This is a genomic window from Micromonospora sp. NPDC049060 (assembly GCF_040649055.1).
Taxonomy (GTDB): domain Bacteria; phylum Actinomycetota; class Actinomycetes; order Mycobacteriales; family Micromonosporaceae; genus Micromonospora; species Micromonospora reichwaldensis.
In genome coordinates, this window is sequence record NZ_JBEZEV010000009.1 from 1 (window position 1) to 13,704 (window position 13,704).

9 protein-coding genes are annotated in these 13,704 nt (G+C 73.5%); all 9 read right to left on the minus strand.

All coding sequences use genetic code 11. From position 1 onward, the window contains the following. Positions 1-211 precede the first annotated feature (211 nt). The 9 genes from katG to AB0B83_RS06435 all read right to left on the minus strand — a co-directional run bounded on the left by katG (position 212) and on the right by AB0B83_RS06435 (position 13,688). Positions 212-2,488, minus strand: a complete 2,277-nt coding sequence (gene katG, locus AB0B83_RS06395; RefSeq protein ID WP_357577272.1) for a catalase/peroxidase HPI — start codon at positions 2,486-2,488, stop codon at positions 212-214. Between the two features lie 23 nt (positions 2,489-2,511). Next, positions 2,512-2,940 carry a Fur family transcriptional regulator gene (locus AB0B83_RS06400; protein WP_311410343.1) on the minus strand — a complete coding sequence of 143 codons (429 nt, stop codon included), beginning with the start codon at positions 2,938-2,940 and terminating at the stop codon, positions 2,512-2,514. Between the two features lie 108 nt (positions 2,941-3,048). After that, the gene (locus AB0B83_RS06405) at positions 3,049-5,988 is read right to left on the minus strand and encodes an AAA family ATPase (protein WP_357577273.1); all 2,940 of its coding nucleotides are present in this window, start codon (positions 5,986-5,988) and stop codon (positions 3,049-3,051) included. 102 nt (positions 5,989-6,090) lie between these two features. Further along, on the minus strand, positions 6,091-6,294 hold the full coding sequence (locus AB0B83_RS06410) for a hypothetical protein (protein WP_357577274.1): 204 nt from the start codon (positions 6,292-6,294) through the stop codon (positions 6,091-6,093). Positions 6,295-6,305: 11 nt separating this feature from the next. Beyond that, positions 6,306-9,464 (minus strand): type 2 lanthipeptide synthetase LanM family protein, encoded by a 3,159-nt coding sequence (locus tag AB0B83_RS06415; protein ID WP_357577275.1) that lies wholly within the window; start codon positions 9,462-9,464, stop codon positions 6,306-6,308. A gap of 92 nt (positions 9,465-9,556) precedes the next feature. Beyond that, the gene (locus tag AB0B83_RS06420; RefSeq protein ID WP_357577276.1) at positions 9,557-10,483 is read right to left on the minus strand and encodes an ornithine carbamoyltransferase; all 927 of its coding nucleotides are present in this window, start codon (positions 10,481-10,483) and stop codon (positions 9,557-9,559) included. 38 nt (positions 10,484-10,521) lie between these two features. Continuing rightward, a complete protein-coding gene (locus AB0B83_RS06425; RefSeq protein ID WP_357577277.1) occupies positions 10,522-11,817 on the minus strand; it encodes an aspartate aminotransferase family protein in 1,296 nt (431 codons plus the stop codon). Positions 11,818-11,916: 99 nt separating this feature from the next. Next, positions 11,917-12,702: a fumarylacetoacetate hydrolase family protein gene (locus AB0B83_RS06430; RefSeq protein WP_357577278.1), complete on the minus strand. Its 786-nt coding sequence runs from the start codon at positions 12,700-12,702 to the stop codon at positions 11,917-11,919. Beyond that, positions 12,702-13,688, minus strand: coding sequence for a class I SAM-dependent methyltransferase (locus AB0B83_RS06435; RefSeq protein WP_357577279.1), 987 nt, complete (start codon positions 13,686-13,688; stop codon positions 12,702-12,704). The genes AB0B83_RS06430 and AB0B83_RS06435 overlap by 1 nt, the downstream gene beginning before the upstream one ends. Between the last annotated feature and the right edge of the window lie 16 nt (positions 13,689-13,704).

The window sequence follows — 13,704 nt, forward strand, 5'->3', positions numbered from 1 at the left end:
TGTCCCCCCCCCCCCCCCCCCAACGCCGCCGGTCGTCGTCCGGGCCCGCCGCAGGCCGGCCAGTTCTTATGAAACAGGCCCTGGGGGCCGCCCGGCCTCCGCCGTCGACGGGACAGGAACCACCGGCGACGCCCGCCCGGTCACCGGACCCGACGACGGACGAGCCCCGGTCGATCCACCAGCGATCGACCGGGGCTCGTCCGGAGCCGGGTCAGGCGAGGTCGAACCGGTCGAGTTCCATGACCTTGGTCCAGGCCGCGACGAAGTCGGTGACGAACTTGTCGCGCGCGTCCTGGCTGGCGTAGACCTCGGCGAGGGCCCGCAGCTGGGAGTTGGAGCCGAAGATGAGGTCGACCGCGGTGGCGGTCCACTTCACCTCGTCGCTGGCCAGATCCCGGATCTCGTAGACGTGCTCGGCGGACTCCGACGCCTTCCACCGGGTGCCCGGGGAGAGCAGGTTGGCGAAGAAGTCGTTGGTGAGCACGCCGGGCCGGTCGGTGAGGACGCCGTGCCGAGTGCCGCCGGCGTTGGCCCCGAGGGAGCGCAGGCCGCCGACGAGGACGGTCATCTCGGGCGCGGTCAGGTTGAGCATGTAGGCGCGGTCGAGGAGCAGCACCTCCGGCTGGGTCTTCTCGCCGGCACGCAGGTAGTTGCGGAACCCGTCGGCGCGCGGCTCGAGCACCCGGAAGGACTCGACGTCGGTCTGCTCCTGGGTGGCGTCGGTGCGGCCCGGCCGGAACGGCACGGTCACCTCGACGCCGGCGTCGCGCGCCGCCTTCTCGACGGCCGCCGAGCCGGCCAGCACGATCAGGTCCGCGAGCGAGATCTTCGCGCCGCCGGCGGAGTTGAACTCCTGCCGGATGCCTTCGAGGGCCTCCAGGACCGTCGCGAGCTGCTCGGGCTGGTTGACCTCCCAGCCGCGCTGCGGTTCGAGACGGATCCGCGCGCCGTTGGCGCCGCCGCGCTTGTCGGTGGACCGGAAACTGGCGGCCGACGCCCAGGCGGTGGAGACCAGCTGCGCGGTCGTCAGGCCGGACTGGAGGACCTTCGCCTTGAGCGCGGCGACGTCGGCGTCGCCCACGAGCTCGTGGTCGACGGCCGGCACCGGGTCCTGCCACAGCTGGGCTTCCGGGACCCACGGCCCGAGGAAGCGCTCGACCGGCCCCATGTCGCGGTGCAGCAGCTTGTACCAGGCCTTGGCGAACGCCAGCGCGAACTCGTCGGGGTTCTCCAGGAAACGGCGCGAGATCTTCTCGTACGCCGGGTCGACGCGCAGCGACAGGTCCGTCGTGAGCATCGTCGGCTTGTGCTTCTTCGACGGGTCGTGGGCGTCCGGGATGATCGCCTCGGCGTCCTTGGCGACCCACTGCTTCGCGCCGCCGGGGCTCGTGGTCAGCTCCCACTCGTAGCCGAAGAGGATCTCGAAGAAGCGGTTGCTCCACTGCGTCGGCACGTCGGTCCACGTCACCTCGAGACCGCTGGTGATCGTGTCGCCGCCCTTGCCGCTGCCGTAGGTGCTCAGCCAGCCGAGGCCCTGCGCCTCCAGCGGGGCGCCCTCGGGCTCGGGGCCCACGTGGTCGTCGGCGATGCCGGCGCCGTGGGTCTTGCCGAAGGTGTGCCCGCCGGCGATGAGGGCGACGGTCTCCTCGTCGTTCATCGCCATCCGGGCGAAGGTCTCGCGGATGAAGTGCGCCGCGGCGAGCGGGTCCGCGTTGCCGTTCGGGCCCTCCGGGTTGACGTAGATCAGGCCCATCTCGGTCGCCCCGACCTCCGGCGACATCTCCTTCTCGGAGACGTAGCGCTCGTCGCCGAGCCAGGTGTCCTCCGGGCCCCAGAAGATCTCCTCGGGCTCCCAGACGTCCTCCCGACCGAAGGCGAAGCCGAAGGTCTTGAAGCCCATCGACTCCAGCGACACGTTGCCGGCGAGCACGAGCAGGTCGGCCCACGAGATCTTCTGGCCGTACTTCTGCTTCACCGGCCACAGCAGCCGGCGGGCCTTGTCGAGGTTGGCGTTGTCCGGCCAGCTGTTGAGCGGGGCGAACCGCTGGCCGCCGTCGCCGGCGCCGCCACGACCGTCGTGGATGCGGTAGGTGCCCGCGGCGTGCCAGCTCATCCGGATCATCAGGCCGCCGTAGTGGCCGAAGTCGGCCGGCCACCAGTCCTGCGAGGTGGTGAGGACCTTGACGATGTCCTGCTTGAGGGCCTCGACGTCGAGCTTGGCGAACTCCCTGGCGTAGCTGAAGTCCTCCCCCAGCGGGTTGCCCTTGGACGAGTGGGCGTGCAGCACCGAGAGGTCGAGCTGGTTGGGCCACCAGTCCCGGTTGGTGCGCGGACGGCCTCCGGTCTTCGGCGTCGGCGAGTCGATCGCCGGGTTCTCGCTCTCGCTGCCGTGCGCGGTCACGGAGTCGTGCGCGACCGGGCAACCGGCCGCCTCCTTCTTGTCCACGCCCTGCGCGCTGACGGGGCCATTGTCCTGGGTGTCGCTCATCTGCTTCCTTCCGGACTGGCGGTTCACTGAACGGTGCGTTCGGTCGCGCACTCGGGGCAGGTGCCCCAGTAGACGACCTCCGCCTCGTCGACCACGAAGCCACGGTCGTCGGAGGCGGTGAGACAGGGTGCATGGCCGACGGCGCACTCGACGTCGGCGATCGCGCCGCAGGAGCGGCACACGACATGGTGGTGGTTGTCGCCCACCCGGGACTCGTAGCGGGCGGTCGCCCCGGCGGGCTGGATGCGCCGCACCAGGCCGGCGTCGGTGAGCGCGCGCAGCACGTCGTAGACCGCCTGGTGGGAGACCGTTGGCTGGTCCGCCCGCACCAGGGCGATCACCGTGTCGGTGTCGACGTGCGGGTGGTCGCGCAGCGCTCTGAGCACCGCCAACCGGGGCCGCGTCACGCGCAACGAGACCGCCCGCAGCTGGGTCTCGAAGTCGGGCGTCACGTGTCGAACATAGTCCAGTATTTTGGAACGGATCAAGTTTTTCCCGGGTTCAACCCGCGCACCTTCGACCGGCACGGTCCCGGCCTCCCGGCGGGCGGTCGGCGCCGTTCACCGCCGGCTCCCGGAGCGGCTGTCGGGCCCCAGCAGCTCGTCCACGTTGTCGCGCAGCGTCCTGCGGTTCGCGTGCCCGGTCTTGAGCAGGAGGCTGGCGACGTGCTTCTCGACCGTACGCGGCGAGAGGTGCAGCAGCGAAGCCAGATCCTGGTTGTCGTGGCCCTTCGCGAGCAGCACGAGCACCTCGTGCTCGCGGACGGTCACCCCGACGGCGCGCAGCCGGGCCGGGATGCGGTCGTGACCGGAGCGCCGCTGCCCGAGCGACGCGCCGGCCTGACGGAGCAGGCCCCGGCACGCCCCGGCGATCACCGGCGCGTCGACGTTGTGGAAGTGGTCCTCAGCCGCCCTCAGCCAGGCGACGGGCTCGCCCCACCCGTCGGCGAGCGCGGCCTCGGCGACCAGACGCAACCCCAGGTGGTACGACATGCGGTACGGCGCCGCGGCCTCCAGGGCGAGCGCGACCTCCGTGGCGGCCCGCTCGCGCTGCCCCGCGCGCCCGTACACCACCGCCTTCGCCAGGTGCAGGAACTGCCGGTTCCAGCGCAGGGTCGCGCCCGGGGCCAGCGCCACCGCCTCCATGCCGGTGCGGTCCAGCGACCCGGCCAGCGCGTCGAGCAGCGGTCGCAGTCCGAAGCGGCCCGTCATGTAGTAGGTGTTCGGGTGGTCGTCCTCCCACGCGCGGGCCAGGTCGAGGGCCCGGATCGCCGCCGGCCGGTCCTCCTCCAGCAGTGCGCAGACGGCTTCGCAGAAGCCGTAGGCGAGCGGGACGTGCCCGGACTCTCCCCCACCGACCGCCCGGAACTCCTCCAGCCGCTGCTCCATCAGTCGCCGTCGTCCCCGGTGGGCGGCGGAGGCGGCGGCCGTCACCAGCGCGAACTGCTGGTCGTCGATGTTGCGCAGCCGGGCGGTCGCCGCGGCGCACCGGGCGGCGAGCTCGTCCCCCGTCGGGTAGTCGCCCTGCATCACGGCCCGGATCGCGTACACGCCCTCGATGCTCTGCCCGATCATGATGGCGCCGGACAGCTGCGCGGCCTGCTCCGCCTGGCGCAGCAGCGTCTGCTCGCCGGTGCGCATGCTCTGGTTGACCCCGAGCCGGAACAGCGCGTTGATGCGCCACAGGGGCAGGCGGTGTTCCTCCGCTATCGCCAGCATCCTGGTCAGGTAGGACTCCGCCTCGTCGAAGCTCCGGCTCCGGGCGATCATGGCCAGGAGTTGCAGCGCCTGGCACGCCGTCTCCGCCATCGGCACCCGTTCGGCCACCGCCAGGGCCTGGAGGACGAGCTGCTCGGCCTGAGTGGTCCGGCCGCAGCCGTCGCCGTCGCCGAAGATCAGGTGCGCCTCGACCACGTCCACCCGGGCCGCCGGCCCCGGCGGCGGGCTGCTGCCGAGGACCGCCCGGGCGATGCGCACCTGGGACGCGCCGTCGGACCACCGCCCGGTCGTGACCGCGACCCAGGCGAGCCGGGTCCGGATGCTGACGTGCTGCTCGACGCCGAGGGTCACGGCGTTCACCCAGGTCGCGTCGTCGACCAGGGCGAACGCCCGGTTCGCGTGGCCGGCTTCGGCCAGGGCGTTGAGCAGCGACTCGAGGATGCCGGCGCGCGCCTCGGGGTCGGGCGGGTCGGACATCAGCTGGTACGCGCGGTCGAGCAGGGTGACGGCCGAGGTGGTGGCGCCGTCGCCGAGTGCCCGCCGGCCCGCCTCCGCGAACAACAGACCCGCGGCGTGGTTGTCCCCGGCGGTCTGCCTGAGTTCGGCCGCGAGCTGGCACCAGTGTCCGGGCAGCCCGGCGTACGCCGACTCCAGCGCGTCGGCGGCGCGTTTGGCCAGCGCGGACCGTTCGGCGGGGGTGAGCGTGGCCAGGATCGCGTCGGCGGTCAGCGCGTGGCGGAAGGAGTACCAGTCGGGCGTCGACCGGTCGGGCATGACGACCTCGACGTCCACGCCGGAACGCAGATGGCTCAGCATGGCCCGCTCCTCGAGACCGGTCGCCGCCCGCAGCGCGGCCACGGGGAAGCGCCGGCCCAGCACCGCGGCGGTGTGCAGCAGTGTCCGCGCCTGCGGATCGAGGCCGGCCAGCCGGCGGGTCACGCTGAGCGTGACGGTGTTCGGCAACGCGATGGCCGGGTCGTCGGTGAACCGCCAGCCGTCGCCGTCGCGGACCAGTGCGCGCGCGCCGATCATGCTGTTGAGCAGTTCCTCGGCGACGAACGGGTTGCCTTCGCTGTCGCGTACCAGCCGGTCGGTCAGTTCGGCGGGCAGGGCGTCGGTGTTGAGGCAGGCGGCGGCGAGTTCGTGGACCTCCTGGTCGGCCAGGGGGCGGAGTTCGACGACGGTCGCGGAGCGACGCACGGCCGCGGCCCAGGCCAGCTCGGTCGCGGGGCCGCTGCCCGGCCGCATGGTGGCCACCAGCAGGATGGGCAGGTCGGCGAGGTTGTCGACCAGGTACTCCAGGACGGCGTGGGTCTCGGCGTCGGCGTCGTGGATGTCCTCGAGGATGAGGACGCAGCCCCGGCCCCCGGCCACGGCGGTGACGAGCCGCAGGACCGCCTCGGCCAGCTCGACGATCGAGGACACCCGTTCCGGCACCGCGGGGTCCCGCCACTCGGGGACGAGCCGGGCGAGGGCCGGGCGGTAGGGCGCCAGCTCGGTGTTGTCCGGCAGCCGGCCCGTACGCGACAGCGAGAAGATCGCCTCGGTCAGCGGGCGGAACGGGACGATGGGGCCGGTGGAGCTGCTACGGCCCCGTAGCAGCTCCATGCCGGCCTCCGCCGCCGCGTGCGCGCAGTGTTCCGCGAGTCGGGTCTTGCCGATCCCCGCCTCGCCGATCAGGAAGATCGTGCCGCCGGACGAGGCCCGGGTCGCCGTCAGCCGAGCGTCGACGGCGCGGATTTCGGCGTCACGTCCGATCACCACGGGCGAGGAGAAGCGCATGCCGCAGGCTAACGTGAACGGCACCCGCGTCGCCTCGTCCGGCGCGGAACGCCCGCTGTCGATGAAGCGACATGTGCGGATGCCGCTGCCCCGGGCCCGGGCCTACGCCGACGTGTGTCCGCCGGTACCGGTGTCGATGATGCCCGCGAGGGCGGGCGCGGCCATCATCAGCCCGGTCAGGATGCCCGACCGCTTACCGATGTGCCCCAGGAAGCTGAGCTTGATCTCGCCCGCCGGGTGTGTGTCGGCTGACTCGTGCTCCTCCACCGACCCCGCCGCGTGAGGAACAGTCAAGTCGTCGCGCATTTCTTCCCCCTTCATTTTCCGACACCGCGTCCGGATGTCGTCGGCTCGGCATGCAGCAGCAGTGCCGAGGGCACATGATCGGCGAAGCCGACACGGAGCAGTCCGTGGCCGATCCCGGCCAGGCCGTCCAGCAGGCCGGGGACGCTCACGCCGCCGGCCGCACCGCACCTCGGTCCGGCCTGGTCCAGCGCCGCGACCAACTGTGCGGCCTGGTCGAAGCGGACTCTGACCGCGGCCTCGCGACCGCGTGCGGCGGCGACCGCCAGCATCTCCTGCCTGCCCAGCTCCCCGTGGCAGAGGCTGTGGTCGCCGACCAGCCCGGATCTCGACACGGCGGTCGCCGCGCCGTCCACGAAGGCGGCCAGCGCCGGGTCCGCCAGCAACCGGCCCTGGTCGGCGATGGCGGCCGCGATTCCCGGGACGCCGTGGCACCACGAGCGCGTCGACGGCTCCGGCACCGGGCCCACGGCGGCCCGGGCCACCATCGCGCTTCCGGCCTCGGCGTGCCGCTCGTCGCCCTGCGCCTGCGCGAATCGCAGCAGGGCCCAGCCGATCCCGGCCGTACCGGTGGCGAAGCCGGGCTGCGCGGGCAGCGCGGGGGCGGCCGCCAGGATCCGCTCGGCGCAGTCGCGGGCCGTCTCGGCCGCGAGCGGCAGACCGGTCAGCTCGTTGACGGCGAGCATCGCGGCGAGGCAGCCGGCGAGCCCGTCGAGCACGCCCAGGCTGGTGTCCGTCGCGGCGGCCACCGCCGCGAGGCGTACCGCAGTCTCGACGGAGTCGCCGAGCGCGTCGCCCGGGAGCAGGTCGGCGAGGCGCGCCGTGGCGTAGGCGATCCCGCCGAGGCCGGTGAACCCGCCGCTGCCGACCGTGCTCGCCAGGTGCGGTCGAGCCGCCAACGAGGTGAGCAACAGGGGAAGCTGGCGCACCGCCCGGCCGGCGGCCTCGGCGTAGCGGTCGACGTCGGTGAGCCGGGCCAGTTCGGCGAGGAAGAGGGCGGTGCCCGGGTAACCGTTGCCCAGCCCGGCGCCCAGCGGCATGATCGTGCTGTGCCCGCCGTCCACCGGCTCGAGCCCGAGCCAGTTGGCGAACACGCCGTCGTCGTAGGCGTCCGCGATGATCTTGTCGGCGATGCCGCAGGCGACCGTGAGCAGCCTGCCCGGGTCCGGTGCCGTCGCCTCCCACCGGACGGGGACCGGCTCGGCGCACTCGTGGCGGGCCCCGCCGAGCCGGCCGGCCAGCGCGGCCCGGACGATCCACTCCTGGTCGCGCTGGTCGATCACACCCATGCCGGCGATCTTGCGCAGGGTGGTTGCCAGCACCGGCTCGTCGAGCACGTCGACGAACGGGACGCCGTCACCCCCGCTCAGGTCGTGGTCGTCCGGACGGCAGGTGAACAACGGCACGTCGCCGTCCCAGAGCTGTTCGATCTCGCGGGACACCAGTCGGTTGCGCACCGGATCGTCCACCGAGGCCGCCCAGAGCAGGTCGAAGACCTGATCGCGGTCGAGCGCGTCGCGCAGCACGTCGGGATGGGTGGACTCGCTCAGCAGCACGGTGTACGTCCGCGTCGACCGGACGATCACCCGCAGCTCGTCGCCGGCGAACCGCCGCAGCAGTCCGTCCGGGCCGGTCAGGTCGGCGGCCCGGACGGCGACGGCACGGTACGCGGCGCGGAAGCCGGCGAGCAGCTCGGCCGTGTGCTCGGCGGCGTCGGCCGGTACGCCGTGCAGCGTCGGGCGGTTCTCGGCGGCCCGCACGGGCGCGGCACGACGTACCAGGTGCATCGTGTCGGTGCCGGCCGCCGCCCACTCGACGGCCTCCCGGAGCTGTTGGGCACCGGGGTCGCCGCCCAGGCCGGAGATGTCCAGCAGGCCGCGCTCGCCGATGAGCGGCTGCGGCAGCAGGGCCGTGCGGTACACCGACGTCCGCAGCGCCCGGGCGGCGGGATCGGGCGCGGCGGTCGGCACGGGCAGGTCGGGGTGCAGCAGCGTCTCGACGTCGACGAGGACGGGCTGGTCGGCGCAGGCGATCAGGTTCTCGTGGTGGATGTCCGTCATGCCCAGCAGGTACAGCAGCGCGAGCAGCACCCCCTGCCGGTGGTAGAACGCGCTGACCTGGCCGGCGTCGGAACAGCCGGCACGGTCGACGACCTCGATCCATCCGTAGCCGTCGCGGGCGAGCACGGTCAACGTGCGCAGCTCCAGCTCGGGCAGCGCCCCGTTCAGCCAGTCCAGGACCTCGTTGAAGTGCACGTGGACGGCGACCGAGCGCGGCCGGTAGACCACCCGGGCCCCGGAGGCGAAGCGCAGGAGCGCCACCGCCCGCCCGTGCCCGTGCGAGTCCCCCGCCACGTCGACCCCGACCAGCGGGCCCGGATCGCGGCCGTCGAACAACCGCCGGAGGATCTCGGCCCGGTCCGCGACGAACCGGTCGAGCAGCTCGGCCGCCGCCTCGACGGCGTGCCGACAGGCGGTCGCCAGGATCCGCGCCAGCACGGGATAGTCCGTCATCACCCTCGTCAGCCGCTCGCGCTGGGCGAGGTCGGCCACGAAGGCGGCGAACCGGTGCTCGGGCGTGGGACCCACCAGCCGGCCGGCGGCGCGGGCGACGTTGAGTTCCAGGACGAACGTACGCGACGCCATCGCGACCAGCCTGGCGCGCAGCGCGTCGGCGAACCCGGCGTACACGGCGGCGAGGTCCACCACCGCGGGCGTACCGGGAGCCCGTACCCGCTGCCGCAGGTCGGCGCAGGCGGCCGCGACGAACGGCGCCAGCACGCCCGCGAACGCGTCGGACCACGGGGTGCCCGGGGTCGGGTCGGCGGCGCCGTCGGGGGCGAGGCCGAGCGCCCGCTCGGTGAACTCGGCCCAGCCCGGCGCCGCCGACCCGGCCGCCAGCGCCGCCGGCGGTCGGTCGAGGAGAGCCAGGAACTGCCGCTCGTCGATCCTCAGGGCCGCCAGGCGGTGCGCGAACTGACCCGTCGTCCCCAGCTCGTACGCCGAACGCCAGTCCTGCAACCGCCGCACGGCGTGCTCGGACCCGGGGCCGGCGACGACGGACCCGCCGTCGTCGGCTGCCCGTACCCGTTCGGCCAGCGTGAGGCCGGGCGCCCACCAGGCGTCGCCCGCACCGCCCACCGCCGCCGCATTTCGCGTCCCCGATCTCTCCACGCCGATATCGTGCCGGCGGCCCGCAGGGGGTCACATGGGTAACCGGTACCCATATTTCGGCGGCGCCGGCGCACCGCCGGTGACCTGCGGGCTCACCCGGCGCACCACTCCAACGCGGCCTGGGCGCTTGACATCTTGTGCCTCGCCTGCGCGAAGGCGATGCTGCGGGGACCGTCCAGCACGCCGGCGGTGACCTCCTCGCCCCGGTGCGCCGGCAGGTCGTGCATGAACACCGCCTCCGGGCTCGCCGCCAGCAGCGCCCCGTCGACCCGGAACGGCGCGAAGACGCCCCGCCAGTCCGGGTCCGGCTTGGTGGTGCCGGTGGTCTGCCAGCGGGTGGTGTAGACGACGTCGACCTCCGGCAGGTCCGCCATGTGGTGCGCCTCGGCGACCGCCGAACCGGTCCGCGCGGCGGCCGCCCGGGCGGCGGCGAGGACGTCCGGGTCCAGCCCGTACCCGGGCGGCGTGCGCAGGTGCAGCCGCGTTCCGGTGAACCGGCTGAGGGCCAGCGCGAGCGCGGCGGCGGTGTTGTTGCCCTCCCCCACGTAGAGCACCCGCAGCCCGTCGACCCGGCCGAACCGCTCGGTCATGGTGCTCAGGTCGGCCAGCGCCTGCGTGGGGTGCTCCTCGGCGCTCATCGCGTTGATCACCCCCATCCGGTCCTGCCCGGCGAACGCCCGCAGCTCGGCGACCGGATCGGCGGTCCGGGCGACGAACAGGTCGACCATCTCGGACAGCACCCGGGTGGTGTCCTCGACCGTCTCGCCGGTGTTCAGTTGCAGGTCCCCGGGGCCGTAGCTGATCAGCTGGGAGCCGAGCCGCAGGGCTCCGCTGGAGAAGGCGGTACGGGTCCGGGTCGAGGTGCGGCGGAAGTAGACCGCGGTGACCAGGCCGCGCAACTGGTCGGCGGGCCCGACCCGGCCGGCGGCGTACTCGGCGCTGCGGGCCACCAGGTGCCGCAGGTCGGCGTCGCTCAGGTCCTTGATGGACAGCAGGTGACGGCGGGGACGACGGTCCATCGGGATCCTCCAGGAACGGTCGCGGTGGCGGGCGGCGGTCAGCTGGCCCGGATGGCCCGGTGCAGGACGGCGAGGCCCCGCTCCAGCCGGGCGAGGTCGATGGTGAGCGGCGGCATCACCTTGATCACCTCGTCGTCGCGTCCGCAGAGTTCGACGATCAGCCCGGTCTCGAAGCAGCGTCGCTGGATCCGATCGGCCCGCTCGGCGCCGCCGGCCGCCCGCAGGTCGATGCCGAGGACCATGCCCAGGCCCCGGACGGCGAGCGCCGGTTCGCTGTCGCGCAGCTCGGCGCCGAAGCGCTCCAGCCGCCGGGCGCCGACCGCGGCGGTGGTCCGGAATCCGTCCTGGCCCCAGAGTTCGCAGGCGGCGGCGCCGGCGATGAAGGCGAGCTGGTTGCCCCGGAAGGTGCCCGTGTGCTCCCCCGGCGACCAGACGTCGAGTTCCGGCCGGAACAGCACCATCGACAGCGGCAGCCCGTACCCGCCGATCGCCTTGGAGACGGTGATGATGTCGGGCACCACGCTGGCGTGCTCGAAGCAGAAGAACGTGCCGGTACGCCCGCAACCGGACTGGATCTCGTCGAAGATGAGCAGCACGCCGTACCGGGTGGTCAACTCGCGCAGCCGGCGCAGCCAGTCGGCCGAGGCCGGGTAGACCCCGCCCTCCATCTGCAACGGTTCCACGATCACCGCGGCCGGGACGTCGAGCCCCGACGACGGGTCGGACAGCATCCGCTCGAGGTAGCCGATCGAGTCGAACGGTCCCGCCGGGCCGTCCTCGTACGGCACGAACGCGACGTCGGCCGTGCCCACCTGCCCGGCGGCGCGCGCCCGGCGGCCACCGCTGACCGCCAGCGACCCGCGGGACATGCCGTGGTACGCCCCGGTGAAGGAGACGATGCCCCGTCGTCCCGTGGCCCGGCGGGCCACCTTCAGCGCCGCCTCCACCGCGTCGGTGCCGGTCGGCCCGCAGAACTGCACCTTGTGGTCCAGTCCCCGCGGGGCCAGCACGTGTTCCCGCAGCCGGCTCAGGAACGTCCGCTTCGCCACGGTGTACATGTCCAGGCCGTGCATCACGCCGTCCCTGGCGAGGTACTCGGTGACCCGCCGCTTGAGGTACGGATGGTTGTGGCCGTAGTTCAGGGTGCCGGCGCCGCAGAAGAAGTCGGTGAACATCCGACCGTCCTCGGCGTAGAGCTCGGCGCCCCGGGCCCGGTCGAACACCACCGGGAACTTGCGGCAGTAGTAACGCACCTCCGACTCCATCGCCTCGAAGAGGGAGAAGTCGTAGGCCGCCTTGTGCGGCGGTACCGTCTCGTCCACCAGCATGGTCATCGGTTCGGGGTCTCCTCGGTCGTGGTCGTCTCGTCGTCGAAACAGGTCGGTCGGGTGCGGGCTCCCCGACCGGCGGGCGGTGCCGGGGCCCGGGGCACGTCAGCGGTGGGTGGTGAGCGCGACCTGACCCAGGGCGCCGAAGGAGGCCCGCACGGTGTCCCCCGGCACGAGGTCCACCGCCGCCGCCCAGGAACCGGAGAGCACGAGCTGCCCGGCCCTGATCCCGGTGCCGAACCCGGACAGGATGCGCACCAGGCAGGCCACGGACTCGGCCGGATGGCCCATCACGGCCGACCCCCGCCCCGCCTGCACGCCGTGGCGGCTACGCAGCTCCATGCGCGCGCCGGCCAGGTCCGTCGTGTCGGGCGGCACGCCGGCGCCGAGGACGGCCAGCGCCGACGAGGCGTTGTCGGCGACGGTGTCCACGAGGCCGATCCGCCAGTCCCGGATCCGGCTGTCGAGCACCTCCAGCGCCGGCAGGACCTCCGCGGTGGCGGCCAGCACGTCCTGCGCGGTCACGGTCGGGCCGGCGACGTCCCGCGCGAACCGGAACGCGATCTCGCCCTCGACCTTCGGCGCGATGAACCGGCCCAGGTCGAGGTCGGCGCCGTCGTCGAGCACCATCCGGTCGGTCAGGTAGCCGAAGTCGGGATGGTCGATGCCGAACATCGACTGGATCGCCTCGCTCGTCGCACCGATCTTGAGCCCGGCCAGGACCGCGCCGTCCGCCAGGTCCATCTCGCGCAGCTCGCTCTGGATGGCGTAGGCGTCCGCCAGGTCGAGCTGCGGATGCCGGACCGAGATCGGCGGTACGGCGCGAAGGGTCCGCGCCGCCGTCCTGAGTTCCCCCGCGAGCGCGCGGTGCAGCGACAGCGTGGTGGCCACTACCTGGCCGCCACGAAGAGCCGACCGCCGGGCACGCCGAGCGGTACGCACGCCGTCTCGGAGAAGCCGGCGGACCGGAACGTGTCCAGCCACTGCCGCTCGGTCGGCAGGGTCACGCGCATGAAGCTGGCGTGCAGGTAGGTGAAGAGCGCGCTGAACCTCCGCTCCGCGGGGTCGGGCGCGTAGGAGACGGCGTCGGCGACCGCCATGAACCCGCCCGGTGCCAGCGCGTCGCGGCAGGCGCCCAGCACCTCCTTGGCCACCGGCTCGTCCGCCACGATGTCGTGCATGACGAAGCACGCCAGCACGGCGTCCGCGCCCTCGACCGGTCCGGGATCGTCCGCCAGGGACTGGACCGTACGCTCGACGACCCGGAGCCGGTCGGCGACCCCCGCGGCGGTGGCGGCCTCCCGCGCGGCGGCACACGCGGCGCCGCTGCTGTCGAGCGCGACGCCGGTACGTCCCGGGTCCCGCCCGAGGAGCTCGATGAGCAGCCCGCCGGCGCCGGCGCCGAGGTCGGCCACGTGCGAGGCGCCGGCCGAGGCGACCCGGTCGACGATCGGCGGATAGAACGCCCGCTCGCCGATCCACCTCGAACTGACCGCCACCCGGCGTCCGTTCCGCCGGTGGACCCGGGCCGCCGCGTCGCGGTCGGTCAGGAACTCCCGGGCGTTGGCGAGGAACGGCCCGTTGGCGCTCATGGCCCAGGACACGTAGCCGGCCGCGTACCGCCGGTCCGGGTAGTCCTCGGCCGCCCGGAAGCGGTCCGGGACGTCCGTGCCGACCACCAGCCCGGCGGCGACCAGCGCGGCGAGGTAGTCCTCCACGCCGGCCTGCGGGAGGTCGGCGGTCCTGGCCAGCTCGGCGGCGTCGAACGTGCCGCCCGAGTCCAGCAGCCGGTCCACCCCGATCTCCGCGCCGATCTGCAGCAGCGCGGCGACACCGGCCAGGTCGGCCGCCTCGTGGAGCGAGGAATGGCGTTGCATTGGTCCTCCTACGTCA